Below are 25,463 nucleotides of genomic sequence, written 5' to 3' on the forward strand. Positions count from 1 at the left end.
CGCGCCGGGGGTCAGCGGGCCGTGGGGCGTTCCGGCTGCTCGGTGCCGTAGAGCCAGGCGTCGAAGAGCGCGTCGAGCTGCCTGCCGGAGACCTGCTCGGCGTGGGCGACGAAGTCGGCGGTGGTGACGTTGCCGTCGCGCCGGTCGGCCGCCCAGCCCCGGACGATCCGGAAGAACGCCTCGTCGCCGACGGTGGTGCGCAGCGCGTGCACGGTCATCGCGCCCCGCTGGTAGACGGAGTCGCCGAACAGGTTCGCCGCCCCCGGCCGGCCGGGCGGCGTCCGCCACACCGACGCCGACGCGCCGACGTACTCCCCGTCGAACGACTGCTGCACCGTCCGGCCGCCGTCGTGCTCCAGCCAGAGCCATTCGGCGTACGTGGCGAAGCCCTCGTTGAGCCAGATGTCGCTCCACCGGGCCAGCGAGACGCTGTCGCCGAACCACTGGTGGGCCAGCTCGTGGGCGACCACCCCGCTGTTCTCGCCGCGGCGGAAGAAGTTGGCCGAGTAGACCGGGCGGCTCTGCGTCTCCAGGGCGAACCTGATGCCCGGATCGTCGACGACCACCCCGCCGTACGACCCGAACGGGTACGGCCCGAACACGCCTTCGAGGTAGTCGGCCACCTCGACGGTGCGGGCGATCGAGGCGTCCGCCGCGCCCTCGGGCAGCCCGGTGGTGACCGCGCTGAACACCGGCCGTCCCTTGTGTTCGGCGCGGGTCACCCGGAAGTTGCCGATGGCCACCATGCTCAGGTAGCTGGCCATCGGGGACCGCTCGGCCCACTTCCAGGTGGTCCAGCCGGCGCGGGTGGTCTTGCCCACCGGCACCCCGTTGCTGACGGCGGTCAGCCCCTCCGGGACGGTGATCTCGAAGTCGTAGGCGGCCTTGTCGGCGGGGTGGTCGTTGACCGGGAACCAGGTGCTCGCCGACTCGGGCTGGCCGAGGGCCACCGCGCCGTCGGAGGTGTGCCGGAAGCCGCCCTCGCCGAGCGCCTCGTTGGTCAGCGGCTTCGGCGAGCCCTCGTACCGGATCTCGGCGGTGAAGCCGTTGCCGGAGGTCAGGCCGGCGGCGGGGGTGACGACCAGCTCGTCGCCGTCGCGGGCGTGCCGGGCCGGGACGCCGTCGACCGTCACCCCGCGCACGGTGAGCCCGGCCAGGTCCAGGTTGAACGCGGACAGGCTCGCGGTGGCCGTGGCCTGCACGGTGGTGGTGCCGGTGAGGCGGTCCGTCGCCGGGTCGTAGCGGACCTTCACCACGTACCGGGTCACGTCGTACCCGCCGTTGCCGTACCGGGGGAAGTACTCGTCGCCCAGCCCGGCCGCGCCGGGCGTGAACTGCCGCGACCCCGTCGGCGACGGGGTGGCCTCCCGGGCGGCCGGCTCGGGCGTCGAGGAGCAGGCGGCCAGCCCGAGCGCGCCGGCCAACAGCAGCCCGGTGCGCAGGCGCAGGCCCCACAGGCGCAGCGTCATCGCGTCGTCCCTCCCGGCGGAGGCCCCCGGCCCGGCGGCGGCCCTCGGCCCGCCCGGCCGGCCCGGCTCGTCCGGGCCGCTCCACCCGCGGCAGCCTACCGAGCGCGGGCGCGACTCGGGGTGGCGCGGGCGCGGCGGGCCACCGGGCCGGCGGCCCCGGGTGCCGGCGCCGCTCAGGGCAGCGCGGGCGCGGTGCCGCCGACGAGCCAGGCGTCGAGCAGCGCGCCCAGCCGCCGGCCGGCGACCCGCTCGGCGAGGGCGACGAAGTCCGCCGTGGTGGCGTTGCCGCCGCGCCGCTCGGTGGTCCAGGCGCGCAGGACCCGGAAGAAGACGTCGTCGCCGAGGGTCCGCCGCAGCGCGTGCACCGCGAGGGCGCCCCGCTGGTAGACGGCGTCGCCGAACATGTTCGCCCGGCCCGGGTCGACCGACGGCTGCGACCAGTCCGTCGCGGCGTAGCGGGCCGCGACGGTCTGCTCGACGGTCCGGCCGCCGTCGTGCTCCAGCCAGAGCCATTCGGCGTACGTGGCGAAGCCCTCGTTGAGCCAGATGTCGCTCCACCGGGCCAGCGAGACGCTGTCGCCGAACCACTGGTGGGCCAGCTCATGGGCGACGACCCCGGTGTCGGGGCGGCCGGAGCGGAAGAAGCCCGGCCCGTAGACCGGGCGGGACTGGGTCTCCAGGGCGTACGAGATGCGGCCCTCGGCGAGCGCGATCCCGCCGTACGACTCGAACGGGTACGGCCCGAAGCGGTCGGCGAGGAAGTCGACGACCTCGCCGGTGCGGGCCAGCGAGGCGGCGGCCGGCCCGTCGGCGGGCAGGCTCGCCGCGACGGCCGTGACCATCGGCTTGCCCTGGTGGGTGCCGGTCGTGACCCGGTAGTCGCCGATCACCAGCGTGCTCAGGTAGCTGGCCATCGGGGACCGCTCGGCCCAGCGCCAGGTGGTCCAGCCGCCGGCGCTGGTGCGCCCCACCGGCACGCCGTTGCCGAGCGCGGCCAGCCCGTCGGGGACGGTCACCTCGACGTCGTAGGTGGCCTTGTCGGACGGGTGGTCGTTGACCGGGTACCAGGTGCTCGCCGAGTCGGGCTGGCCGAGCGCGACCGCGCCGTCGGCGGTGGCGAGGAAGCCGCCGAGGCCCAGCGTGCTGCTCTCGACCGGCTGCGGCACCCCCGCGTACTCCACGTCGACGGTGAACCGGGCGCCCCGGGCCAGGCCGCGCGCCGGGGTAACCACCAGTTCCTCGCCCTCGCGGGCGTGCCCGGCCTTCGCGCCGTCGACGCGGACCGCGCCGACGGTCAGGCCGGACAGGTCCAGGTTGAACCGGGACAGCCCGGCCGTCGCGGTGGCCGTGATCGTGGCGTGCCCGGTGAGCCGGTCGTCGGCGGGGTCGTAGCGGACCCGCAGCCGGTACGCGGCCACGTCGTAGCCGCCGTTGCCGCGCCCGGGGACGTACGGGTCGCCCGCGTCGGCCGCCCCACGGCGGGCGCGGTCGGCGTCGGGCGGCGTCCCCGTGCAGGCGGCGAGGGCGCCCACGACGAGGCAGGCGGCCAGGGCGGCGCGGCCGACCGGTCGTCTTCCTGTGCGGACCATCGCTCTCCCTCGCCTGTCGGGGGCGAGCCTAGCCCACGCCGGCCGACAGAAGCGTCTATAACCGGCAATAGGCCCACAATCGACCCCGCCCGACGCGAACGGCCCCGCCGCTCTCCCGCGGCGGGGCCGTTCCCCGTGCTCTTCCGGGTCGCCCCGGAGCCAGGGTCAGCGGTCGAGGACCAGGCCGACCTTCTGGAACTCCTTGAGGTCGCGGTAACCGCACTTGGCCATCGCCCGGCGCAGCCCACCGAACAGGTTGAGCTGGCCGTCCGGCTCGTCGGCCGGGCCGAACAGCAGCCGCTCCATCTCCCCGAGCGGCTCGCCGGCCACCTCGAACGCGCCGCGCGGCAGCGACGGGTGGCTGGCCGCCGAGTGCCACCACGCGCCGCCGGCCGGGGCCTCCGCGCACAGCGACAGCGGCTCGCCGAGCATCACCGCGTCCGCGCCGCAGCCCAGCGCCTTGGCGATGTCGCCGGAGGTCTGGATGTCGCCGTCGGCGATCAGGTGCACGTACCGGCCGCCGGTCTCGTCGAGGTAGTCGCGGCGGGCCGCGGCGGCGTCGGCGATCGCGGTGGCCATCGGCACCCGGATGCCCAGCACCGACTCGGTGGTCGACCAGCCGTCGCCACCGATGCCGACGATCACGCCGGCCGCGCCGGTGCGCATCAGGTGCAGCGCCGTCTTGTAGTCGGTGCAGCCGCCGACGATGACCGGCAGGTCGAGGTCGGCGATGAACTCCTTGAGGTTGAGCGGCTCGTCGGTGGTGGAGACGTGCTCCGCCGAGACGATGGTGCCCTGGATGACCAGGATGTCCACGCCCGCGTCGAGGATCACCGGCGCCAGCGCCAGGGTGTGCTGCGGGGAGACCCGCACGGCCACCGTGCCGCCGCCGGCCCGCAGCTCGCGGACCCGCTCGGCGATGAGGTCCGGGCGGATCGGCTCGGCGTACACCTCCTGGAGCCGCTTGGTGGCGCGGGCGTCCTCGCCGAGGCCCGACAGCTCCTCCAGGATCTTGGTCGGGTTCTCGTACCGGGTCCACAGGCCCTCGACGTTGAGCACGCCCAGCCCGCCGAGCTGGCCGAGCCGCACGGCGGACGCCGGGCTCATCGTCGCGTCCGAGGGGTGCCCCACGCAGGGGATGCCGAACTGGTACGCGTCAAGCTGCCAGGCGGTGGAGACGTCGTCGACGTCCCGGGTGCGGCGGCTCGGCACGATGGCGATGTCGTCCAGGTGGTAACCGCGCTGCGCGGTCTTGCCCAGGCCGATCTCGACCACGTCACGCATGGTGGCTCCAGGTGGTGTCGGGGTGGTGGTGGGGTCAGCGGGAGTGGTAGTTCGGCGCCTCGACGGTCATCTGGATGTCGTGCGGGTGGCTCTCCTTGAGCCCGGCCGCGGTGATCCGGATGAGCTGGCCGCGCCGGTGCAGCTCGGGGATGCTCTCCGCGCCGACGTACCCCATCGCGGCCCGCAGCCCGCCGGTGAGCTGGTGGGCGACGGCGGCCAGCGGGCCCCGGTAGGGAACCTGGCCCTCCACGCCCTCCGGGACCAGCTTGTCCTCGGCGAGCACGTCCTGCTGGAAGTAGCGGTCCTTCGAGTACGACTTGGCCTGCCCCCGCGACTGCATCGCGCCGAGCGAGCCCATCCCCCGGTACGCCTTGTACTGCTTGCCGTTGATGAAGATCAGCTCGCCGGGGCTCTCCTCGCAGCCGGCCAGCAGGCTGCCGAGCATCACGGTGTCGGCGCCGGCCACGAGGGCCTTGGCGATGTCGCCCGAGTATTGGATGCCGCCGTCGCCGATGACCGGCACGCCGGCCGGGCGGGCGGCCCGCGCCGCCTCCATGATCGCGGTGATCTGCGGCACGCCGACCCCGGCGACGATCCGGGTGGTGCAGATCGCGCCCGGACCCACCCCGACCTTCACGCCGTCCGCGCCGGCCTCGACCAGGGCCTTCGCCCCGGCGTACGTGGCCACGTTGCCGCCGACGATGTCGATCGTCACGTCCTTCTTGAGCTGGCGGACCATGTCCAGCACCGCCCGCTGGTGGCCGTGCGCGGTGTCCACGATGATCACGTCGACGCCCGCGTCGACCAGTGCACGCGCCCGCTTGTACGCGTCCTCGCCCACGCCGACGGCGGCGGCCACCCGGAGCCGGCCGGCGTCGTCCTTGGTGGCGTTCGGGTACTGCTCGCTCTTGGTGAAGTCCTTCACGGTGATCAGCCCGCGCAGCCGGCCCGAGCCGTCGACGATCGGCAGCTTCTCGACCTTGTGCTGACGCAGCAGGGCCAGCGCCTCGTCCTTGCTGACCCCGACCGGGGCGGTGACCAGCGGCGTGCGGGTCATGATCTCGCGGACCGGGGTGGCCGGCTCGGAGACGAAGCGCATGTCCCGGTTGGTGACGATGCCGACGAGCTGACCCTCGCCGTCGACCACGGGGACGCCGGAGATCCGGTAGCGCCCGCAGAGCGCGTCGACGTCGCGCAGGGTGTCGTCGGGGCTGGCGGTCACCGGGTTGGTGATCATGCCGGACTCGGAGCGCTTGACCAGGTCGACCTGGAGCGCCTGGTCCTCCAGGGAGAGGTTGCGGTGCAGCACGCCGATGCCGCCCTGGCGGGCCATGGCGATCGCCATCCGCGCCTCGGTGACCGTGTCCATCGCGCTGGACAGCAGCGGGACGGTCAGCTCGACGTTGCGGGTGAGCCGCGTGCGGGTGTTGACCCGGCTGGGCACCACGTCCGACTCGCCGGGCTGGAGGAGCACGTCGTCGAAGGTGAGGCCGAGCGGGACCACCCGGGCCGAGCCGGCGGGCAGCTCCGGCAGGTGGCCGCCCAGCTCGCCGGTGTCGGCGCCGGCCGGAAGATCGATGCTGGGCGAATTGTCCACGATTGCTCTCCTGAGCTGGGTCGGGCGGGCTTCGGCGAGGAGGCGCGCGCGGACGTCCGGCGCGCGCCGGGTGAGGACGCGTCAGTGTCATCGTACCCATCGGCCCAGGCCGGCCCCGCCGGTGCCGGGCCGGTGGACGACGCTGCGTGACGTTCACCCCCGCCGGGGCCGACGCGGGGTGACCGGCCGGACGGGGGCGGGCGTCCGGCCGGCGCGGGGTCTACGGTGAGGGGGTGCACGACGAGCCCATCGACCCGTTCAACGGCGACCCGGCCGATCCGGCGGCGGAGCTGCACGACCCGGCGGACGACGACACGCTCGACCCGCTGACCGAGGTCGAGCGGCAGGACGTGCTGGAGGACCTGGCCGACCTGGAGATCTACCAGGCCCTGCTGGCCCCCGTCGGCGTGCGCGGGCTGGTCATCGAGTGCGAGGACTGCCGCGAGCCGCACTACTTCGACTGGGACCTGCTGCGGGGCAACCTGCGCCACCTGCTCAGCTCCGGCCGCCCCCGCGTGCACGAACCGGCCTACGACCCGGATCCGGACCACTACGTCACGTGGGACTACGCCCGGGGCTACGCCGACGGTGTGCACGACACCCTCACCGAGGGCACCGACGACGACCCGACCCCCTAGGGTCCCCGTCACCACACCCCCACCGCGCGGCCGTCCGCTGCGTCGCCACGTCTGCGCGCCACCCGGCTCCCGCGCGGCACCTACGCGGCACCCGGACCCGACACCCGAACCCCCGTCGAAGACTTTCCGTCACGATCGCCGGGGCGGGCCACCGCAGCCCGCCACTTGACTCTGGGTAAGGGTCGCCGGACTCCCCCACACATCGCCCCCTCCCTTTGCTCTGCACCCACCCACGCATCACCGGCACTGAGCTGGCAATACGCCAATCGCGCACGGCACGCACCCGCCACGGCCGCATACCCAGCGTGGGACGTTGCGTATCCGGGTGCAGAGCAAAGGGAGCGGTGGGGTTGGTGTTGCCGGACAGGGAGACCACGTTGTGTCACCAGCGGGGCGAGACGGACGGCAGCGGACAGCGCCACGGCGATCGTGCACTCGCGGCCCGACGGGCCGGTCTCGCGGCTTCTGCCCAGGCCGTACCTCCTGCGGGGTGGGCGGGAAGGCGCGCGGGTGGGCGGACAGCTGGGTGGGTCAGGTGACCAGCCCGGCGCGGAAGCCGGCGGCCACCGCGTGCGCGCGGTCCCGGGCGCCGAGCTTGCGGAACAGCCGGCGGGCGTGCGTCTTGACGGTGTCCTCCGAGACGAACAGCTCACGGCCGATCTCGGCGTTGCTCTTGCCCTCGGCCATGCCGAGCAGCACCTGGAGTTCCCGCTCCGTCAGGCCGATCGCGCTCCGGCCGCCCCTGGCCGGGGCGGGACGCTGCCCCGCCGCGGCCGGGGTCTCGCCCTCGCCGCCCGCCTCCACCTCGTCGTCGCCGCGCTGCACCGGCACCACCGGCGGTGTACCACCGGGCGGCTCCTCGGGGCCCGCCGGCCAGGCCGGGCCGGGCTTGGCCGGGGGGCGTCCGGCCGGGGCGGGGCGGGCGGGTCCGCCGACGGAGGCGGCGTCGCGGGCCGGGTCGGTCACCCGGCTGCGGGTGGCGCGGCCGGGCGCCGAGAGCAGCAGCAGCGCCTTCGCCACCGCGCTGGTCAGGTCGTGGTCGGTGCCCTGGATCAGCCCCCGGGCGCCGGCGCCGATGGTCGCGGCGGCGGCCTCGGACTCCTCCGCGCCGAGCAGCAGCACCGCGGCCTGCGGGGCGCGGGCCAGCACCCGCCGGACGAAGCCGGCGCTGTCCGGCCGGGTGAGGGCGGTGTCGGCGAGCACGACGTCCGCCGGGACCTCCGCCAGGCGCAGCATCACCTCGGGATCGGAGACGGCCGTACGAACGGCGGCGGACAGCCCTAGCCGCGCCGCCGCGGAGTTCAGTTGCTGCGCGGCGAGCGGTGTCCGAACGCACACGAGGACAGTACGCACTGTGGTCTCCTCTCCGACCCCGAGCAGACCATGGGGAGGCGGCGTCGGGTGGGCGTTCCCGGCAATCCTTCGAACTTTTCCGACAGTTAGGGCATATCAGTCAGGTTGTCCGACCTTTTCGATCACAGACGTGTGAGCGGAAGCGAGGCGGGGTAACGGGGAGCCCGAGCCGGAAACGGTGCGCCAGCGCGGCCGCCGCCCGGACACCGGTCAACTGAGGATCTCCGCGGTGCCGCGCGGGAGGAGGGGTGCTGATGTCGAACGTACGCAGGCTGCCCGGACCCATCGTCGACCTCTGGGACTGGCAGCGGCTCGGTGCCTGCCGGGGCCGCGACAGCGCCCAGTTCTTCCACCCCGACGGCGAACGCGGCTCCTCCCGGCTGCGCCGGGAGTCCGGCGCCAAGACGGTCTGCCGGGCCTGCCCGGTACGCGCCGAGTGCGCCGCGCACGCCCTCGCCGTCCGTGAGCCCTACGGGGTGTGGGGCGGCTTCAGCGAGGCGGAGCGGCTGCGGCTGCTCGCGGTGGGCTGGGAGGACCTGGCCGACCGCCGGCACTCCCGCGTCGACGTGGCCCGCCTGGAGGCCCGCCTGGGCCGTCCGCACAAGTCCACCGTGCCGGCGCAGCGCAGCGTCGCCTGACGACCGCCGCCACGCCCACCGTCGGGCGACCGGGACACCGGCGTGTCGCCCGCCACGCCCACGGCCGGGTGACCCGTTTGCCGGCGCGGGGCAGCCCGGCGGTCAGCCCACGGTGACCCGGACGGTGTGCCAGCCGGTCGCGCCGTCCGGGTCGACGCGCTGCCGGCGCTCGGTCTGCGTCTCGCCGTCGGCGTCGGTGGCCCGCACCTGGAGGGTGTGCTCGCCGGAGGTGGCCGCCCACTGCCAGGACCACTGCACCCAGGTGTCCACCGACACCGTCGGGGCGAGCGTCGCTTCCCGCCACGGGCCGTCGTCGACGCGTACCTCGACCCGGCGGATGCCCCGGCGCTGCGCCCAGGCCACCCCGGCGACCATGACCGGGCCGGCGGTGAGCCGGTTGCGGGGGCGGGGCGTGTCGATCCGCGACTGGGTCTTGATCGGCCCCTGCGCCGACCAGCCCCGGGGCACCCAGTACGCGTCGAAGTCGGCGAAGCTGGTCAGCTCCAGCTCGGTCACCCACTTGCAGGCGGAGACGTAGCCGTAGAGGCCGGGCACCACCATGCGTACGGGAAAGCCGTGCTCCACCGGCAGCGGCTCGCCGTTCATCCCCACCGCGAGCAGGGCGTCCCGGCCGTCGCGCAGCGCCGCCGTCGGGGTGCCGCAGGTCCAGCCGTCGACGGAGCGCCCGACGACCTGGTCCGCGCCTTCCTCCGGCTGCGCCTCGTCGAGCAGTTCCCGGATGGGCACGCCCAGCCAGCGGGCGTTGCCGATCAGGTCCCCGCCGACCTCGTTCGACACGCAGGCCAGGGTGACGTACCGCTCGACCATGGGGCGGGCCAGCAGGTCGGCGAAGCTCAGCTCGATCGGGTTGCGCACCCGGCCGTGGATGCGCAGCCGCCAGGTGTCCGGGTCGACCTGCGGCACCACCAGGGCGGTGTCGATCCGGTAGAACCCGGACGTCGGGCTGACGTAGGGGGCGAGCTGGGTGAGGGAGAGGTCCGCCCCGGCCGGCACCGCCGGCGCGGGCGAGGCCGGCGCGGGCAGGGCGACCGCCTGCCGGGCCTGCGACACCCCGCGCCGCCCGGCCAGCCAGTGCCCGCCCAGCCCGGTCACCACCGCCGCGCCGGCCAGCGCGCCCACGCCGGTGAGGAACCGCCGCCGCCCCTCCGGGCGCTCAGGGTGCAAGGAAGGGCCCCTTGTTAACAGGGGGGTGTTAACAAGGGGCCCTTCCTTCTCACCGGGCGGGGTCCACGGCCAGGGGTCGGGGTGCAGGGGGCCGGCCAGCAGGAGCCAGAGCGTCAGCGCGCCGAGGGCCGCCCCGGCCAGCGCCGGCAGCGCGTCGGTGGCGTCCGCGCCGGCCCGGGTCAGCGCGGCGGCCACCCCGAGGGCCGCGAACGCCCCGATGCCCGCCAGGCCGAGCCACAGCCGGCGGGCGGCGAGGACGCCGAGCAGCGCCGCGAAGCCGGCCAGCAGCAGCGCCGTCCCGACCAGCAGGGCGATCTTGTCGTACGTGCCGAAGACGGCGATGCCGAACTGCTTGACCGGTTCGGGGACGGTGTCGACGACCAGCCCGCCGACCGCGACCAGTGGTGCCGACCGGGGGCCGGTCAGCACCGCCACCGGTTCGGCGGTGCCGATCGCCACGGCGGCGGCGGTGATCCCGGCCAGCGCGGCGTACCCGCGCGAGATGGTGCCCATCCGCCCAGTGTTTCCGACGGGGCCGGGAAGCGACAGGCACGTCAGCGTTCCGTAAGCAACCAGCCCCGGGCGAACGCGGGGCGGAGACGCGTCAAGGCACGCCGTGGGGAGCCGGCGTGCCTTGACCGTGTGGTGTGGCTGGGTCAGCCGTCGCGGGTCAGAAACCCGGGCCGTGCTGGTGGCCGTGGCCGTGCGAGTGGCCGTGGCCACCGGCGGCGGCCGGCTCGGCCTTCTCCGGCTTCTCCACCACCAGGCTCTCGGTGGTGAGCAGCAGGCCGGCGATCGAGGCGGCGTTGGTGACTGCGTTGCGGGTCACCTTCACCGGGTCGATGACGCCGGACTTGACCAGGTCCACGTAGTCGCCGATGGCGGCGTCGAGGCCGTGGCCCCACTCGCTGCCGACGACCTTCTGCACCACCACGTAGCCGTCGTGGCCGGCGTTCTGGGCGATCCAGCGCAGCGGCTCGACCAGCGACTTGCGCACGATCGAGACGCCGGTCTTCTCGTCACCGGTGAAGCCGAGGTCGTCGTCGAGCACCGGCAGGATCTGCGCCAGGGCGGCGCCGCCACCCGGGACCGTGCCCTCCTCGACGGCGGCCTTGGTCGCGGCGATGGCGTCCTCGATGCGGTGCTTGCGCTCCTTCATCTCGACCTCGGTCGCCGCGCCCACCTTGATGACCGCGATGCCGCCGGAGAGCTTCGCCAGCCGCTCGGCCAGCTTCTCCCGGTCCCAGTCGGAGTCCGAGGCCTCGATCTCCTTGCGGATCTGGGCGACCCGGTCGGCGACCTCGCTGGCCTGGCCACCGCCGTCGACGATGGTGGTGGTCTCCTTGTCGACCACGACGCGCCGGGCGGTGCCGAGCACCTCCAGGCCGACCTGGTCAAGCTTGTAGCCCAGCTCAGGGGCGACCAGCTCGGAGCCGGTGAGGATCGCCATGTCCTGGAGCATCGCCTTGCGGCGGTCGCCGAAGCCGGGGGCCTTGACCGCGCAGACCTTGAGGGTCTTGCGGACCGAGTTGACCATGAGCGTCGACAGGGCCTGACCCTCGACGTCCTCGGCGACGATCAGCAGCGGCTTGTTGTTCTGGAGGACCTTCTCCAGCAGCGGCAGCAGCTCCTCGATCCCCGAGATCTTCTGCGTGGTGATCAGGATGTACGGGTCCTCCAGGACCGACTCCTGACCCTCCGCGTCGGTGACGAAGTTGGGGGAGATGAAGCCCTTGTCGAACTGGAGGCCCTCGGTCACGTTGAGCTCGGTGGTGAGCGCCGAGCCCTCCTCGACGGTGATGACGCCGTCGCGGCCGACCCGCTCCATCGCCTCGGCGATCAGGTCGCCGATGGTCGCGTCCTGCGCGGAGATCGTCGCGACGTGCGCGATCGACTCCTTGCCGGCGACCTCGACGGCCCGGTCGAGCAGGGCCTCGGAGACCTTCGTGGCCGCCGCGTCGATGCCGCGCTTGAGGCCGGACGGGTTGGCGCCGGCGGTCACGTTGCGCAGGCCCTCGCGGACCATGGCCTGGGCCAGCACGGTCGCGGTGGTGGTCCCGTCGCCGGCGACGTCGTTGGTCTTGGTCGCCACCTCCTTGACCAGCTGCGCGCCGAGGTTCTCGTACGGGTTGGTGAGCTCGATCTCCTTGGCGATGGTCACGCCGTCGTTGGTGATCGTGGGCACACCGAACTTCTTGTCCAGGACGACGTTGCGCCCGCGCGGGCCGAGAGTGACCTTGACCGCGTCCGCGAGGGCGTTGACACCGTGCTCCAGCAGGTGCCGGGCGTCGTCCGAGAAGCTCAGGATCTTCGCCATCTGTATCCCTTCGAAGCGTCACTGCCCCGGCCCGGCGAGCCGGACCGGGGCAGTGACACGGATCGGTTGCTTACTTCTCGATGACCGCGAGGACGTCGCGGGCGGAGAGCACCAGGTACTCCTCGCCGGCGTACTTGACCTCGGTGCCGCCGTACTTCGAGTAGAGGACGGTGTCGCCGACCTTCACGTCGATCGGCACGCGGTTGCCCTTGTCGTCGATCCGGCCCGGGCCGACAGCGAGGACGGTGCCCTCCTGCGGCTTCTCCTTGGCGGTGTCGGGGATCACGATGCCCGACGCCGTGGTGGTCTCAGCCTCGTTCGCCTGGACCACGATGCGGTCCTCGAGCGGCTTGATCGCAACCTTGGTCGCGGTAGTCACGGGCATACCCTCCTGGGGTACTGGTTTCGTTGCCGGACGGCGGGGCCGACCAGCGTCAATCTGCCACATGCCACCGGGCGGGGCCGTCGTCGCGGGTGCCGGTCCGCCTGGCGTCAACCCCCGGGCACGGGGCCCGGAAGCTGGCACCCTCGATGGGAGAGTGCTAATCGCAGGTTAGGCCGTGGCTAGCACTCCGTCAAGGAGAGTGCCAACGCGTCGCCCGTCGTGTCGCCACTGTTCCGCCACTCGTCACCGCGACACGCCCCCCCGGACCTCGTCGACCTCCGACACCACCACCGCCGTCGGTCCGCCGCCGCCCGGGCCCGACAATGGGCGCGTGGATCTCGACCAGCTCGCCGCCCTGCGTACCCCCGAGGGGTCGGCCGCGCTCGCCGCGGCGACCGAGGTGGCCGGCGGCGACCCGCTGGCGGCGGCGGCCGCGCTCCGCTCGGCCGGGGTGCCCGCCGGGCTGGCCGCCGCCGCGCTGACCCAGGCCGAGCTGCGCCGCCGGGCCGTCGCCAAGTTCGGGCCGGCGGCGGCCGGCATGTTCCTCACCCGCGCGGGGCTGGAGCAGGCGACCCGGGGGGTCGTCGCGGCCCGGCGGGCCGACCGGCTGCGCGCCGCCGGGGTGCGCACCCTGGCCGACCTGGGCTGCGGCCTCGGCGCCGACGCGCTCGCCGCCGCCCGCGCCGGCATCCGGGTGTACGGGGTGGAGGCCGACCCGGTCACCGCCGCGATGGCCGCCGCGAACGCCGAGGCCGCCGGGCTGGCCGACGTTTTCACGGTGGAGTGCGGCGACGCCACGGCGTTCGACGTGTCCGCCGTCGACGCGGCGTTCTGCGACCCGGCTCGGCGCAGGGCCGGCACGGGCCGGCGGATCTTCGACCCGAACGCCTACTCGCCGCCGTGGGACTTCGTCACCGCGCTGGCCGAGCGGGTGCCGCACACGGTGGTGAAGGTGGCCCCCGGACTCGACCACGCGCTGATCCCGCCAGGCGCGGAGGCGGAGTGGGTCAGCGTGGGCGGCGACCTGGTCGAGGCCGCCCTGTGGTGCGGCCGCCTCGCCGAGGTCCCCCGCCGCGCGACCGTGCTGAAGGAAGGGCCCCCTGTTAACGCTTTCTGTATAGGAAGGGCCCCCTGCAATCACCCCCAGCCCGCCTGCCACCACCAGCTCACCGGTTCCGGCACGGAGGAGGCCGCCGTCGGGCCCGTCCGGCGGTACGTCCACGACCCCGACCCGGCCGTCGTCCGCGCGCACCTCGTGGCGGAGCTGGCCGGCGAGCTGGACGCCACGCTCGCCGACCCGACCATCGCCTACCTGTACGCCGACACTCCCGGCGCGACGCCGTTCGCCCGCTGCCTGGAGGTGACCGACGTGCTGCCGTTCTCGCTGAAGCGGCTGCGCGCCCTGCTGCGCGAGCGCAGGGTGGGCCGGGTCGAGATCCTCAAGCGCGGCTCGGCGCTCGAGCCGGAGCGGCTGCGGCGCGACCTGCGGCTGGCCGGCCCGGAGGCGGCGAGCCTGGTGCTGACCCGGGTGGCCGGCGCGCCGACCGTGCTGGTCTGCCGCCCGGTGACGTATCCGCTGGATCAGGAGGCGGCGGCCGGCTAGCTTGTCGGCATGGCGGGACAGGGGACTCCGGCGACGGCGCTGTTGACGAAGCGGAAGATCCGGCACAGCACCCACCCGTACGACGTGTCGCCGGACGCGCCGAACTACGGCGCGCTCGTCGCGGCGGCCCTGGGTGTGCCGCCGGAGCGGGTGTTCAAGTCCCTCGTCACCGAGGTCGACGGCGCGCTCGCGGTGGCGGTGGTGCCGGTGACCGGCGAGCTGGACCTCAAGGCGCTCGCCGCCGCGCTGGGCGGCAAGCGGGCGACGATGGCCGACCGGGCGGTGGCGGAGCGGGCCACCGGGTACGTGCGCGGCGGGATCAGCCCGCTCGGCCAGCGCAAGCGGCTGCCCACGGTGCTGGACGCCTCCGCGCTGGCCCACGACACCGTGTACGTCTCGGCGGGCCGGCGCGGCCTCCAGCTCCAGCTCGCCCCGGCCGACCTGGTCGCGCTCACCGACGCCACCACCGCCCCCATCGCCGCCGGCTGACGCGACGCCGCGAGCCGAGCGGCACCAAGGGCCGAGAGCACCCCGGCCGAGCGGCACCCCAGGCCGACACCCCGCGCCCGGCGTCCCGGGCCGGCACCCCCGAGCCGAGGCGTCGGCCTGCGGCAGGTTTGGCGGCCTGCGGCATCGGTAACTCTCATGATCGCCGCGTCGAGGCGCGGCCCTTCGGCCTGCCCGCTTTCGGGGCGGTTAGGGCAGAGTGTCGATCACGTTGCTGAATTGTTACCGCCGCCAACAAACTTCTGACCTCGGCGGCCTTGTGCCGGCAGCGCGGCGCGCAATACGTTGCCGGACACAACAAAACACCGCTCCACTCCCACTCCCCCACCCCCGAAAGGACCCGTGCAGATGCGCAAGGGCTTCCTCACCTTCGCCGCCGTGGGCCTGCTGGCCGCCGGCAGCATGGCCGCCTGCGGCGAGAACTCCGACGGCGGCAACCAGGCCGGATCCTCCGAGAAGAAGCCGAAGATCGGCGTGATCCTGCCGGACAGCAAGTCCTCCGCCCGTTGGGAGGGTGCCGACCGCAAGTTCCTGGAGGCCGCGTTCAAGGCCGCCAACGTCGAGTACGACATCCAGAACGCGCAGGGCGACAAGACCGCGTTCCAGACCATCGCGGACCAGATGATCACCAACGGGGTGACCACCCTGATGATCGTCAACCTGGACTCGGGCACCGGCAAGGCCGTGCTCGACAAGGCCAAGTCGCAGGGCGTCGCCACGATCGACTACGACCGGCTCACGCTGGGCGGCTCCGCGCAGTACTACGTCAGCTTCGACAACGAGGCCGTCGGCAAGCTCCAGGGCGAGGGCCTCGCCAAGTGCCTGACCGACAAGGGCGTCAAGAACCCGGCGATCGCCTACCTCAACGGCTCGCCGACCGACAACAACGCGACCCTGTTCAAGAACGGGTACGACTCGGTGCTCAAGCCGAAGTTCGACTCGAAGGAGTACACCAAGGTCGCCGACGACTCGGTGCCGGACTGGGACAACACGCAGGCCGCCACGATCTTCGAGCAGCAGTACACCAAGGCCAGCGGCAAGATCGACGGCGTGCTGGCCGCGAACGACGGCCTCGGCAACGCGGCCATCTCCGTGCTGAAGAAGAACAAGCTCAACGGCAAGGTCCCGGTGACCGGGCAGGACGCCACCGTGCAGGGCCTGCAGAACATCCTCTCCGGTGACCAGTGCATGACCGTCTACAAGGCGGTCAAGAAGGAGGCGGACGCCGCCGCCGAGCTGGCCATCGCGGTCGCCAAGGGCGAGAGGAAGGACACCGGGCAGACCGTCAAGGACGTCGAGGGCAACCGGGACGTCCCGGCCGTCCTGCTGGAGCCGAAGGCCATCTACAAGGACAACGTCAAGGACGTCGTCGCCGACGGCTTCGTCACCAAGGAAGAGCTCTGCACCGCCGCCTACACCAAGCTCTGCACCGAAGCCGGCATCAGCTGACCCGTACGCCGACCGTCGTACCCGCCAGGCGACGCCGCCCGGCACGGTGACCCCGTGCCGGGCGGCGGCCCGCGCCGGACGGGCTCCGCGATCTCCCCTCCGCGCGTTAGGAGACCCTTGTGTCCGCAACCCCCCTGCTGGAACTACGAGGGATCGACAAGAGCTTCGGTCCCGTCCAGGTGCTGCGCAACGTCGCCCTCACCGCCCACCCCGGCGAGGTCACCGCGCTGGTCGGCGACAACGGCGCCGGCAAGTCGACCCTGGTGAAGTGCATCAGCGGCATCTACCCGACCGACTCCGGCGAGTTCCTCTTCGAGGGCCGCCCGGTCAGCATCAACAGCCCCCGCGACGCCGCCGCCCTGGGCATCGAGGTCGTCTACCAGGACCTCGCGCTCTGCGACAACCTCGACATCGTGCAGAACATGTTCCTCGGCCGGGAGAAGCACACCGGCATCGTCCTCGACGAGCCGACCATGGAGCAGATGGCCGCCGAGACCCTCGCCGGGCTGAGCGTCCGCACGGTGAAGTCGCTGCGCCAGCACGTCTCCAGCCTCTCCGGCGGCCAGCGGCAGACCGTCGCCATCGCCAAGGCGGTGCTCTGGAACAGCCGGCTGGTCATCCTCGACGAGCCGACCGCCGCGCTGGGCGTCGCGCAGACCGCCCAGGTGCTGGAGCTGGTCCGCCGGCTGGCCGACAACGGCCTCGCCGTCGTGCTCATCTCGCACAACATGAACGACGTCTTCGCGGTCTCCGACCGGATCGCCGCCCTCTACCTCGGCCAGATGGTGGCCCAGGTGAAGACCACCGACATCACCCACTCGCAGGTCGTCGAGCTGATCACCGCCGGGCGCTCCGGCGCCCTCGGGCTCGCCGCCGAGCTGACGGGTGGCAACGGCACCGGCGGCGCGGCCGTCGGCACGACCCCGGGAGCCCTCCGATGACCACCACCGTCGTGAAGAAGGTAGGGCCGGCGGCGGTCACCCCGCCCGTCACCGTCGGCGGCCACGTGCGCGGCTACCTCAGCCGGGTACGCGGCGGCGACATCGGCTCCCTGCCGGCCGTGCTGGGCCTGATCGTGCTCTGCACGGTCTTCGCGATCATGCGCCCGTCGTTCCTGTCCGCCGGCAACTTCGCCAACCTGTTCACCCAGGGCGCGGCGGTCACGCTGATCGCGATGGGGCTGGTCTTCGTCCTGCTGCTCGGCGAGATCGACCTCTCCGCCGGCTTCGCCAGCGGCGTCTGCGCGGCCGTCCTCGCCAACGTCGTCACCGTGCTCGGCTACCCCTGGTGGGTCGCGGTACTCGCCGCGCTCGTCACCGGCGTGCTCATCGGCACGGCGCTGGGCTTCCTGGTGGCGAAGGTCGGCATCCCGTCGTTCGTGGTCACCCTCGCCGGCTTCCTCGCCTTCCAGGGCATCGTGCTGATGCTGATGAAGGAGGGCGCCAACATCTCCGTACGCGACGAGACGCTGGTGGCGATCTCCAACCGCAACCTGCCGCCCGCGATCGGCTGGGCGCTGGCCGCCGTCGCCGTCGCCGGCTACGCGGCGGTGCAGCTCATGCGGCACCGCAACCGGTCCGCCCGGGGACTCGTCACCGACCCGCTGGCCGTCGTGGCCGCCCGGGTGGGCGTGCTGGCGGTCATCCTCGGCGTCGCCGTGTACGTGCTCAACCTGGAGCGCAGCCGCAACGTCCTGATCACCTCGCTCAAGGGCGTGCCGATCGTGGTGCCGATCATCGCGGTGCTGCTGATCGTCTGGACGTTCGTGCTCCAGCGCACCAGCTACGGCCGACACGTCTACGCGGTCGGCGGCAACAAGGAGGCGGCCCGCCGCGCCGGCATCAACGTCGACCGGATCCGCATCTCGGTCTTCGTCATCTGCTCCTCGATGGCCGCGATCGGCGGCATCGTGGCGGCGAGCAGGGCCAACTCTGTCGACCCCAACACGGGTGGCAGTAATGTGCTGCTCTACGCCGTGGGCGCGGCGGTGATCGGCGGCACCAGCCTCTTCGGCGGCAAGGGCCGGGTGCTCGACGCCGTGCTCGGCGGCGCGGTGGTCGCCGTGATCGACAATGGCATGGGTCTGATGGGCTACAGCTCGGGGGTCAAGTACGTGGTCACCGGCGTCGTGCTGCTGCTCGCCGCGAGCGTGGACGCCCTGTCCCGCCGCCGGTCGGCCGCCACCGGCAACCGTTGACGCCCGCACGGAAGTACCGGTAACGATGCGCGTGGGACCGAGTCAGGACGAGATCCGTCGGCAGAACCTCGGTGCCCTGCTGCGCTACGTGCACGTCCACGGCGCGACGACCCGCGCCGAGTTGACCACCACGCTCGGGCTCAACCGCAGCACCATCGGCGCGCTGACCGCCGACCTGGCCGGCGCCGGGCTGGTCAGCGAGGGCGCACCGAAGGAGACCGGCCGGGCCGGACGACCGTCGCTGGTCGTCCGGCCCGAGTCGGAACGGGTCTACGCGTACGCGTACAGCGTGGAGGTGGACCGGCTGCGGGCCGCACGGGTCGGCCTGGGCGGCGCGGTGCTCGATCGCCGGGAACTGGACCGGCCCCGCAACCTGGTGGCCGGGGAGGCCGCGCCCCTGCTGGCCGGCGCGGTCAAGGAGATGCACCAGTCGGTGCCCGCGGGCGCGGTCTGCGTCGGCGCCGGGGTCGCGGTCTGCGGCATGGTCCGCCGCGACGACGGCCTGGTCCGGCTCAGCCCGACCACCGGCTGGGTGGACGAGCCGATCGGCGCGGCGCTCGCCGCCGAGCTGGGCATCGACGTGCCGATCACCGTCGGCAACGTGGCCGACGTGGCGGCGTTCGCCGAGCACGCCCGGGGCGTCGCCGCCGGCTGCGACAACGTCATCTACCTGTACGGGGACGTCGGCGTCGGCGCGGGCATCATCGCCGGCGGCCGGCGGCTGACCGGGCACGGCGGGTACGGCGGCGAGGTCGGCCACATGGTGGTGGTGCGCGGCGGGGAGCCCTGCGAGTGCGGCTCCCGGGGCTGCTGGGAGACCGAGATCGGCGAGCACGGTCTGCTGCGGGCCGCCGGCCGGTCCGACGCCCGGGGGCCCGACGCGGTGCTGGCCGTCTTCGAGGCCGCCGACCGGGGCGACGCACGGGCCCAGACGGCGGTACGGCAGGCCGGGGACTGGCTCGGCTTCGGCGTGGCCAACCTGGTCAACATCTTCAACCCCGAGATGGTCATCTTCGGCGGCACGATGCGGGACCTCTACCTGGCCGCGGCGGCCCAGGTGCGCAGCCGGCTCAACTCGATGGGGCTCCCGGCCTGCCTGGAGCACGTGCGGCTGCGTACCCCGAAACTCGGCGACGACGCGGCGCTGATCGGCGCGGCCGAGCTGGCGTTCGAACGGCTCCTCGCCGACCCCCTCGACGCGGCCTGACCGCCCCGTTCCGCGCGGGGTGCCCCGGGCGGGCGCGGCTGCGTACGCTGTCCGGCGTGGACGTCGAGCTGCGCGCCTCCGACGACGACCGGCAGCGGGTGGTCGCCGACCTGCAACGACACGCCTCGGCGGGCCGGCTCACCCTGGACGAGTTCTCCGAGCGGGCCGCCGACGCCTGGTCCGCCCGCACCCTCGGCGACCTGGCCGCGGTGACCCGGGACCTGCCGGCCGACCCGGTCCTGTCCGCCTCGCCCGCGCACGGCCGGCGGGACCTGCTGGTCGTCTTCGCGGTCGCCGTCGCCACCCTGATCCTGCTCGGCCTGCTGATGGCCGCCACCCGTTGACCCGCTCCCGCCGCACCTGACCCGCCGCGCCCGCGCCCGCCCCCGCCGCCGCGCGCCCGCCGCCGGATTCACTCCGCCCGATTCCCCCCGCCTGATTTCGCGAGACGCTCTTCCGGGATTCGGATGAACTGATCGCGGCGGCGATCCGTACCAGTGACCGGAGGGGCGGCCCGGGAGACCCGGCCGCCCGGACGGACGCGTTCGGCCCGGACCGAGGAGGCACCGCACCCATGGCACCGCTCAGATCCGCACGTCGCCGGCCAGGGCACCGGACCCACCGGATGGCGGCGCTGGTGGTCACCTTCGTCGCCGCGCTCGGGGTGCTACCCGGCGTGGCCGTCGCCGCACCCGCCAACGCCCAGCTCAACGCCGCCGACATGACGCTGCTCGCCGGCGTACGGCTGGCCGGCCTGTGGGAGATGCCGGCCGGCGAGATGGCCGCCGAGAAGGGCCAGTCGGCCCGGGTACGCGAGATCGGCGCGGAGATCTCCCGGCAGCACGGGGTGCTGGACCAGCTCGTCGTGGACGCCGCCAACAAGCTCGGCGCGACCCTCCCGACGGACGCCACCGCCGAGCAGAAGGGGTGGCTCAAGGAGATGCAGGAGTCCACCGGCGCCCGGTTCGACCAGATCTTCGTGACCCGGCTCCGGGTGGCGCACGGCAAGATCTTCCCGGTCATCGGCGCGGTGCGCGCCAGCACCCGGGACGCGACCGTCCGCAAGCTCGCCGACGAGGCGAACAGTTTCGTCGGAGACCACATGGCGATGCTGGAGAGCACCGGCCTGGTCCGCTGGGAGCAGCTCCCGCCCGCCGCCCTGCCGCCGGCGCAGAGCGACTCGCTGGTCGCGGCGGCAGCCGCGAACGTCGGCAGCGGCGGTCGGCTCGGCGTCAGCACGACGGTGGTGTGGCTGGTCTTCATCGCCGCGCTCGGCACCGGTGGCATCGCCACGTACCGCATCCTGCGCCGGAGTTGACTGCTGCCTGGTTAGGAAGGGCCCCCTGTGCAACAGAAAGCGTTAACAGGGGGCCCTTCCTTGCGCCCTTGCGCCGTCAGCGGTCGACCTCGGTGAAGTCCCACGCGTGCGGGGGGCGGGCCAGCAGCGTCGCGGGCGGGTCGGGCAGCGGCCGGGGGCTGCTGCGCCACTTCGAGATCACCACCACCCGGTGGTCGGTGGAGCTGAACACCTCGCTGGACACGTGCAGCGGGTCGTGCTCGACCTCCGGCAGCGCCGTGTCGCAGACCCAGGTGATCAGGTCGGCGAAGCCGTAGGGCTCCGCCCGCGCCTCCCACATCCGTACGATCACGTCGTCACTCCCCTCGCTCCTGTCGGGCCGCCGGCGGCGCTCCCGGGTCGGGCCGGGCCGCCGGCGGCGCTCCCCGGCCAGATCGGGCCGTCGGCGGCGTTCCCCGGCCGGATCGGGCCGTTGGCGGCGCTCCCCGGCCGGGTCGGGCCGTCACACGCTGACCGTGGTCAGCGGCAGGGCCGAGTCGGCCGGCAGGTCCAGCCGGCTGGGCGCGACCCCCGCCGCGACCAGGTGCGAGCCCAGCGCGGCCACCATCGCCCCGTTGTCGGTGCACAGCTTCGGCCGGGGCACCCGCACCCGGATGCCGAGCTTCGCCGCCCGCTGCTCGGCCAGCACCCGCAGCCGCGAGTTCGCCGCCACTCCCCCGCCGATCACCAGCGTGTCCACCCCGTGGGCCTGGCACGCGGCCAGCGCCTTCGCGGTGAGCACGTCGCACACCGCCTCCTGGAAGGACGCGGCCACGTCGGCCACCGGCACCGGCTCGCCGGCCCGCTGGCGGGCCTCCACCCAGCGGGCCACGGCCGTCTTCAGGCCGGAGAACGAGAAGTCGTAGCGGTGGGCGGCGAGGTCCTTCGCGGCGGTGAGGCCGCGCGGGAAGCCGATCGCGGCCGGGTCACCGGCGGCGGCCTCCCGGTCGACGTACGGGCCGCCGGGGAACGGCAGGCCGAGCAGCCGGGCCACCTTGTCGAACGCCTCACCGGCGGCGTCGTCGATCGTCGCGCCGAGCGGGGTCACGCCCCGGGCCAGGTCGTCGACGAGCAGCAGGGACGAGTGCCCGCCGGAGACCAGCAGGGCGATCGCCGGCTCGGGCAGCGGCCCGTGCTCCAGAGTGTCCACGGCGACGTGCGCGGCGAGGTGGTTCACCCCGTACACCGGCTTCTCGGCGGCCAGCGCGTAGCCCTTCGCGGCGGCCACGCCGACCAGCAGCGCGCCGGCCAGCCCCGGGCCGGCCGTCACCGCGATGGCGTCGATGTCGGCGATGGTCACCCCCGCCTCGGCCAGCGCCCGGTCCATGGTGGGCACGATGGCCTCCAGGTGGGCGCGGCTGGCCACCTCGGGCACCACCCCGCCGAACCGGGCGTGCTCGGCGACGCTGGAGGCCAGCGCGTCCGCGAGCAGGGTGTGCCCGCGCACGATGCCGATGCCGGTCTCGTCGCAGGAGGTCTCGATGCCGAGGATGAGCGGTGCGTCGGCCATGGCTCCTCAGTCCTGGTCGCGCCGCATGACCAGCGCGTCGGTGTTGCTGGGTTGGTAGTAGCCGCGGCGGACGCCGATCGGCTCGAAGCCGTACGTCGCGTAGAGCCGCTGGGCGGGGCCGTTGTCCGCCGCCACCTCCAGCAGCGTGCTGCGTACGCCCCGGCGGGCCGCCTCGGCGAGCAGCGCCTCCAGCAGCGCCCGGCCCACCCCGCGCCGCTGGGCGTCCCGGGCGACGGCGATGTTCTGCACCCATGCCTCGTCCGGGGCGGCGACGGCGAGCCCGGCGTAGCCGAGCACCCGCTCCCCGTCGGCCGGGGTGGCGACCAGATAGAAGTGGCCGTTGGCCAACTCGTTCCAGAACATCGCCGGCGACCACCGCTCGGCCCCGAACAGGTCCGCCTCGATCGGCAGCACCTCGTCGACGTGCCACCAGCGGAACCGGCCCAGCCGGATCCCGTCCGGGCCGGGCCGCTCGGGCCCGCTCACGGCAGGCGCTCCCGCCGGCTCACAGCAGGCGCTCCTGTCCGCCCGGCCTCCCGCCCGCTCACGGCAGGACCGACTTGCGGGCGGTGGCGGCCACGGCGTCGGGGCGGCGCAGGTACAGCGGGGTGAGCGGCTCGCCGGGCGCGCCGGCCCGGATCCGCTCGGCCGCCAGCAGGACCAGCGCGGTCGGGTCCGGGTAGCGGGGTTCGTCGCGCAGCGGCAGGCCGAGCACGTCGGCGTACCGGTGTGCGCCGTCGCCGACGGCAGCGGTGACCCCCAGATCGCGGGCGCGCTGCGCGGCGACCGCCGGGGCGTCGACGTCGGGGCCGGCGATCCGCTGGCCCGCGCCGTCGTACACCGCCCAGTAGACCTCGCGGCGGCGGGCGTCGCTGGCCGCCAGGACCGGCTCGCCGGCCGCCACCGGGTGGCCGATCCCGTCCAGCGAGCAGACGCCGTACGCCGCGACGCCGAGCACCTGGGCCATGGTGGCGGCGGTGACCAGCCCCACCCGCAGCCCGGTGAACGGGCCGGGGCCGAGGCCGGCGACGATCGCGGTCAGGTCGGTCGGGCGGGCGTCGACCTGGGCGAGGACGGCGTGCACCTGTGGGGCGAGCAGCTCGCCGTGCGCGCGGGCGTCGACGGTGCGCCGCTGGGCGCGCGGCGTCACGCCGTCCGCCGTGACCTCCACCAGCGCCGCGGTCACCGCAGGGGTCGAGGAGTCCACCACCAGTACGAGCACGAACGCAACCCTAACCGCCCGCCCACCGCCCCTCCCGCACCCCCACGCCGCGCCCCGTCCTGGCAGGGCCGATCTCGACGATGGCGCGAACCTCCTGATCGACAGGCGGGGCGGAGTCAGCTGGGGGTGCGCAGGACCCGGAGGAAGGGGAACAGGAGCCAGGGGCGGCGGCCCCGGATCGAGACGCCGCCGGTGAGGGCGGTGCGGACGCGGCTCACGCGGCCGAACAGCATCAGGTTGAGCGCCGCCGGGTCGAACCGCACCCGCACGTCCGGGCGGGCGCCCGGCGCGGCGATCGACACCAGCCCCCGGTGCAGGACGAGGGTGACGTCGGCGCAGTACGCCGAACGGAACTCCACCGTGATCGGGCGTTCCCGGGGCGGCTCGTCGTTGTCGAGCAGCCGCCCGTAGCCGGCACGGACCACCCCGAGGAGGAACACCTCGAAGAACAGCACGGCCTCCCGGCCGGGCATCTCCCACGGCCGGCCGGTGGCGCGGGCGATGTCCCACCCGTGCACGAGCAGCTCGTTGACGAGGTGGCCGAAGAGGCCGGCGAGCGGGGCGCGGGCGTCGCCGAACCAGGGCAGCAACTCGTCGGGGCCGCGGTCGGCGGCGATCGAGAGGATCTTCGCCACGTCGGCGCGGAACTGCGCCAGCAGCGGCGCGGGATCGCGCTCCGTCAGGTGGGCCAGGACCAGGTCGTTGACGCCCTCGATGGTGTCCACGGTGACCGTCGGCAGCCGGGCGTCGAGACCCGGGATCGGCAGCGGCGGGTGCTCCGGGTCGAGCTTCGTCGCATACCACCAGGCGACCGAGACCAGGTGGACGACGGTGTCGGCGACCGACCAGTGCGCGGTCACCATGGTCTGCGGCCGGTCGACCGACTCGACGAGCCGGGCGAACCGGTCGGTGGCCGCCGCCAGCGCCTCCTGGGCCGCGCGCCACTGCTGCGGGTTGACCGTCGCCGTAGCCGCCACGTGCCGCCTCCGATCCGTGGAGCCGCCGGGATACCGGGATGCCGACAGTCTAAATCAGACGGTGATCGCCCGGTCACTCCGAAAGTGCGGTGTGACCGGGCGACGCGACCCACGCGCCGGGCAGCCCTCCCCGCCGGGCGGTCCACCCGGCGGTCCACCCGGCGATCCGCCGGGCCGGGCGGTCCATCTGCGGCCTGCCCGGCGGCCCGCCCGGCCGGCGGTGGAGCCCGCTCAGCCCGCCGAACGCTCCCAGTCGATGGTCGGCAGGCCCGCGTCGGCGAGGGCCTTGTTGGTCGCGCTGAACGGGCGGCTGCCGAGGAACCCGCGCGGGTTCATCGGGCTCGGGTGACCGGCCTCCAGCACCACGTGCTGCGGGTTGGTGACCAGCGCCGCCTTCTTGCGGGCGTACCCGCCCCAGAGCAGGAAGACGACCCGCTGGTCGAGGGCGTCGAGGGCGCGGATCGTCGCGTCGGTGAACTCCTCCCACCCCTTGTTGGCGTGCGAGCCGGGGGTGGCCTGCCGGACCGTCAGCACCGAGTTGAGCAGCAGCACCCCCTGCGCGGCCCAGCCGTCGAGGTTGCCGCTGCGCGGCTTCGCCACCCCCAGGTCCTCGGTCAGCTCCTTGAAGACGTTGCGCAGCGACGGCGGGACGGAGACTCCCTCGTGGACGCTGAAGCTCAGCCCGTGCGCCTGCCCCGCCTTGTGGTACGGGTCCTGCCCGAGGATCAGCACCCGGGTCTGACCCGGCCCGCACAACCGGTACGCGGAGAACAGATCCTCGACCGGCGGGAAGACGGTCTGGGTGGCGTACTCCCCGGCGACGAACTCGGCCAGCGCGGCCGTGCGGGCCGGGTCGAGGTGCGGGGTGAGCAGGGCGCGCCACTCCTCGGGCAGCAGGGAGAGCAGGTCGAGGGTGGGGGCGTCGTGGGGCATCGGCAACCTTTCGCAGTCGGTCGGCCCCCTTCCTACCAGCCCGGTCCGACACCCCCGCGCGGGGCGG

The 25,463-nt window shown here is 74.0% G+C and carries 24 protein-coding genes; 10 read left to right on the forward strand and 14 right to left on the reverse strand.

Annotation, left to right across the window (positions count from 1 at the left end):
- Nucleotides 1-11 precede the first annotated feature (11 nt).
- The 4 genes from GA0070558_RS05020 to guaB all read right to left on the reverse strand — a co-directional run bounded on the left by GA0070558_RS05020 (nucleotide 12) and on the right by guaB (nucleotide 5,939).
- Nucleotides 12-1,463 carry a M1 family metallopeptidase gene (locus tag GA0070558_RS05020; protein WP_439709568.1) on the reverse strand — a complete coding sequence of 484 codons (1,452 nt, stop codon included), beginning with the start codon at nucleotides 1,461-1,463 and terminating at the stop codon, nucleotides 12-14.
- A 179-nt stretch (nucleotides 1,464-1,642) separates the two neighbouring features.
- Entirely contained in the window at nucleotides 1,643-3,058 is a 1,416-nt protein-coding gene (locus GA0070558_RS05025; protein WP_091276352.1) for a M1 family metallopeptidase, read from the reverse strand.
- 165 nt (nucleotides 3,059-3,223) lie between these two features.
- A complete protein-coding gene (locus GA0070558_RS05030; RefSeq protein ID WP_091276355.1) occupies nucleotides 3,224-4,342 on the reverse strand; it encodes a GuaB3 family IMP dehydrogenase-related protein in 1,119 nt (372 codons plus the stop codon).
- A 34-nt stretch (nucleotides 4,343-4,376) separates the two neighbouring features.
- A complete protein-coding gene (gene guaB / locus GA0070558_RS05035; RefSeq protein ID WP_077940130.1) occupies nucleotides 4,377-5,939 on the reverse strand; it encodes an IMP dehydrogenase in 1,563 nt (520 codons plus the stop codon).
- A 233-nt stretch (nucleotides 5,940-6,172) separates the two neighbouring features.
- Here guaB and GA0070558_RS05040 point away from each other — a divergent pair, with 233 nt between their 5' ends.
- On the forward strand, nucleotides 6,173-6,577 hold the full coding sequence (locus GA0070558_RS05040; protein ID WP_043965658.1) for a DUF5319 domain-containing protein: 405 nt from the start codon (nucleotides 6,173-6,175) through the stop codon (nucleotides 6,575-6,577).
- Nucleotides 6,578-7,108: 531 nt separating this feature from the next.
- Here GA0070558_RS05040 and GA0070558_RS05045 read toward each other — a convergent pair.
- Nucleotides 7,109-7,930 carry a helix-turn-helix transcriptional regulator gene (locus GA0070558_RS05045; RefSeq protein WP_091276357.1) on the reverse strand — a complete coding sequence of 274 codons (822 nt, stop codon included), beginning with the start codon at nucleotides 7,928-7,930 and terminating at the stop codon, nucleotides 7,109-7,111.
- Nucleotides 7,931-8,184: 254 nt separating this feature from the next.
- Here GA0070558_RS05045 and GA0070558_RS05050 point away from each other — a divergent pair, with 254 nt between their 5' ends.
- Nucleotides 8,185-8,568, forward strand: coding sequence for a WhiB family transcriptional regulator (locus tag GA0070558_RS05050; protein ID WP_043966530.1), 384 nt, complete (start codon nucleotides 8,185-8,187; stop codon nucleotides 8,566-8,568).
- A 102-nt stretch (nucleotides 8,569-8,670) separates the two neighbouring features.
- On the opposite strand, the gene GA0070558_RS05055 is transcribed toward GA0070558_RS05050, so the two are convergent.
- From GA0070558_RS05055 to groES, 3 genes are all read right to left on the reverse strand, one after another.
- On the reverse strand, nucleotides 8,671-10,266 hold the full coding sequence (locus GA0070558_RS05055) for a molybdopterin-dependent oxidoreductase (RefSeq protein ID WP_091276361.1): 1,596 nt from the start codon (nucleotides 10,264-10,266) through the stop codon (nucleotides 8,671-8,673).
- Nucleotides 10,267-10,423: 157 nt separating this feature from the next.
- Complete coding sequence (groL, locus tag GA0070558_RS05060; RefSeq protein WP_091276364.1) at nucleotides 10,424-12,070, reverse strand: chaperonin GroEL; 1,647 nt, start codon at nucleotides 12,068-12,070, stop codon at nucleotides 10,424-10,426.
- A gap of 70 nt (nucleotides 12,071-12,140) precedes the next feature.
- A complete protein-coding gene (gene groES / locus GA0070558_RS05065) occupies nucleotides 12,141-12,449 on the reverse strand; it encodes a co-chaperone GroES (protein ID WP_012015047.1) in 309 nt (102 codons plus the stop codon).
- A gap of 337 nt (nucleotides 12,450-12,786) precedes the next feature.
- Between groES and GA0070558_RS05070 the strand changes: the two genes are divergently transcribed.
- The 8 genes from GA0070558_RS05070 to GA0070558_RS05105 all read left to right on the forward strand — a co-directional run bounded on the left by GA0070558_RS05070 (nucleotide 12,787) and on the right by GA0070558_RS05105 (nucleotide 20,736).
- Nucleotides 12,787-14,058 carry a THUMP-like domain-containing protein gene (locus GA0070558_RS05070; RefSeq protein ID WP_091276367.1) on the forward strand — a complete coding sequence of 424 codons (1,272 nt, stop codon included), beginning with the start codon at nucleotides 12,787-12,789 and terminating at the stop codon, nucleotides 14,056-14,058.
- Nucleotides 14,059-14,067: 9 nt separating this feature from the next.
- Entirely contained in the window at nucleotides 14,068-14,547 is a 480-nt protein-coding gene (gene ybaK / locus GA0070558_RS05075) for a Cys-tRNA(Pro) deacylase (protein ID WP_077938347.1), read from the forward strand.
- Nucleotides 14,548-14,913: 366 nt separating this feature from the next.
- Nucleotides 14,914-16,014 (forward strand): sugar ABC transporter substrate-binding protein, encoded by a 1,101-nt coding sequence (locus tag GA0070558_RS05080; protein ID WP_091276732.1) that lies wholly within the window; start codon nucleotides 14,914-14,916, stop codon nucleotides 16,012-16,014.
- Between the two features lie 119 nt (nucleotides 16,015-16,133).
- Nucleotides 16,134-16,955, forward strand: coding sequence for an ATP-binding cassette domain-containing protein (locus GA0070558_RS05085; RefSeq protein WP_091276370.1), 822 nt, complete (start codon nucleotides 16,134-16,136; stop codon nucleotides 16,953-16,955).
- Entirely contained in the window at nucleotides 16,952-18,211 is a 1,260-nt protein-coding gene (locus GA0070558_RS05090) for a sugar ABC transporter permease (protein ID WP_091276374.1), read from the forward strand. Before GA0070558_RS05085 ends, GA0070558_RS05090 begins: the two co-directional genes overlap by 4 nt.
- Before the next feature lie 25 nt (nucleotides 18,212-18,236).
- On the forward strand, nucleotides 18,237-19,418 hold the full coding sequence (locus GA0070558_RS05095) for an ROK family protein (RefSeq protein ID WP_091276377.1): 1,182 nt from the start codon (nucleotides 18,237-18,239) through the stop codon (nucleotides 19,416-19,418).
- Nucleotides 19,419-19,474: 56 nt separating this feature from the next.
- Nucleotides 19,475-19,762: a DUF1707 SHOCT-like domain-containing protein gene (locus GA0070558_RS05100; protein ID WP_091276380.1), complete on the forward strand. Its 288-nt coding sequence runs from the start codon at nucleotides 19,475-19,477 to the stop codon at nucleotides 19,760-19,762.
- 230 nt (nucleotides 19,763-19,992) lie between these two features.
- Complete coding sequence (locus tag GA0070558_RS05105) at nucleotides 19,993-20,736, forward strand: DUF4142 domain-containing protein (protein WP_077938341.1); 744 nt, start codon at nucleotides 19,993-19,995, stop codon at nucleotides 20,734-20,736.
- Between the two features lie 76 nt (nucleotides 20,737-20,812).
- Here GA0070558_RS05105 and GA0070558_RS05110 read toward each other — a convergent pair whose 3' ends face one another.
- The 6 genes from GA0070558_RS05110 to GA0070558_RS05135 all read right to left on the reverse strand — a co-directional run bounded on the left by GA0070558_RS05110 (nucleotide 20,813) and on the right by GA0070558_RS05135 (nucleotide 25,396).
- Nucleotides 20,813-21,067 (reverse strand): hypothetical protein, encoded by a 255-nt coding sequence (locus tag GA0070558_RS05110; RefSeq protein ID WP_043965635.1) that lies wholly within the window; start codon nucleotides 21,065-21,067, stop codon nucleotides 20,813-20,815.
- A gap of 150 nt (nucleotides 21,068-21,217) precedes the next feature.
- A complete protein-coding gene (gene tsaD, locus GA0070558_RS05115) occupies nucleotides 21,218-22,264 on the reverse strand; it encodes a tRNA (adenosine(37)-N6)-threonylcarbamoyltransferase complex transferase subunit TsaD (RefSeq protein WP_077938340.1) in 1,047 nt (348 codons plus the stop codon).
- Nucleotides 22,265-22,270: 6 nt separating this feature from the next.
- Nucleotides 22,271-22,750 carry a ribosomal protein S18-alanine N-acetyltransferase gene (gene rimI, locus GA0070558_RS05120; RefSeq protein ID WP_377536959.1) on the reverse strand — a complete coding sequence of 160 codons (480 nt, stop codon included), beginning with the start codon at nucleotides 22,748-22,750 and terminating at the stop codon, nucleotides 22,271-22,273.
- 58 nt (nucleotides 22,751-22,808) lie between these two features.
- The gene (tsaB, locus tag GA0070558_RS05125) at nucleotides 22,809-23,486 is read right to left on the reverse strand and encodes a tRNA (adenosine(37)-N6)-threonylcarbamoyltransferase complex dimerization subunit type 1 TsaB (protein ID WP_091276382.1); all 678 of its coding nucleotides are present in this window, start codon (nucleotides 23,484-23,486) and stop codon (nucleotides 22,809-22,811) included.
- Between the two features lie 116 nt (nucleotides 23,487-23,602).
- Entirely contained in the window at nucleotides 23,603-24,463 is an 861-nt protein-coding gene (locus GA0070558_RS05130) for a maleylpyruvate isomerase family mycothiol-dependent enzyme (RefSeq protein ID WP_091276385.1), read from the reverse strand.
- Between the two features lie 231 nt (nucleotides 24,464-24,694).
- Nucleotides 24,695-25,396: a uracil-DNA glycosylase gene (locus GA0070558_RS05135; RefSeq protein WP_091276388.1), complete on the reverse strand. Its 702-nt coding sequence runs from the start codon at nucleotides 25,394-25,396 to the stop codon at nucleotides 24,695-24,697.
- Nucleotides 25,397-25,463: the final 67 nt, after the last annotated feature.

This window comes from Micromonospora haikouensis, assembly GCF_900091595.1.
Taxonomy (GTDB): Bacteria; Actinomycetota; Actinomycetes; order Mycobacteriales; family Micromonosporaceae; genus Micromonospora; species Micromonospora haikouensis.

What these genes read in the sequence shown, in the direction of transcription:
- GA0070558_RS05030 (WP_091276355.1), bottom strand. Translation starts at nt 4,342, where the DNA reads ATGCGTGACGTGGTCGAGATCGGCCTGGGCAAGACCGCGCAGCGCGGT.
- GA0070558_RS05080 (WP_091276732.1), top strand. Translation starts at nt 14,914, where the DNA reads ATGCGCAAGGGCTTCCTCACCTTCGCCGCCGTGGGCCTGCTGGCCGCC.
- tsaD (WP_077938340.1), bottom strand. Translation starts at nt 22,264, where the DNA reads ATGGCCGACGCACCGCTCATCCTCGGCATCGAGACCTCCTGCGACGAG.
- GA0070558_RS05105 (WP_077938341.1), top strand. Translation starts at nt 19,993, where the DNA reads ATGGCACCGCTCAGATCCGCACGTCGCCGGCCAGGGCACCGGACCCAC.
- GA0070558_RS05025 (WP_091276352.1), bottom strand. Translation starts at nt 3,058, where the DNA reads ATGGTCCGCACAGGAAGACGACCGGTCGGCCGCGCCGCCCTGGCCGCC.
- GA0070558_RS05095 (WP_091276377.1), top strand. Translation starts at nt 18,237, where the DNA reads ATGCGCGTGGGACCGAGTCAGGACGAGATCCGTCGGCAGAACCTCGGT.
- GA0070558_RS05050 (WP_043966530.1), top strand. Translation starts at nt 8,185, where the DNA reads ATGTCGAACGTACGCAGGCTGCCCGGACCCATCGTCGACCTCTGGGAC.
- groL (WP_091276364.1), bottom strand. Translation starts at nt 12,070, where the DNA reads ATGGCGAAGATCCTGAGCTTCTCGGACGACGCCCGGCACCTGCTGGAG.
- GA0070558_RS05135 (WP_091276388.1), bottom strand. Translation starts at nt 25,396, where the DNA reads ATGCCCCACGACGCCCCCACCCTCGACCTGCTCTCCCTGCTGCCCGAG.
- ybaK (WP_077938347.1), top strand. Translation starts at nt 14,068, where the DNA reads ATGGCGGGACAGGGGACTCCGGCGACGGCGCTGTTGACGAAGCGGAAG.
- GA0070558_RS05055 (WP_091276361.1), bottom strand. Translation starts at nt 10,266, where the DNA reads ATGGGCACCATCTCGCGCGGGTACGCCGCGCTGGCCGGGATCACCGCC.
- GA0070558_RS05090 (WP_091276374.1), top strand. Translation starts at nt 16,952, where the DNA reads ATGACCACCACCGTCGTGAAGAAGGTAGGGCCGGCGGCGGTCACCCCG.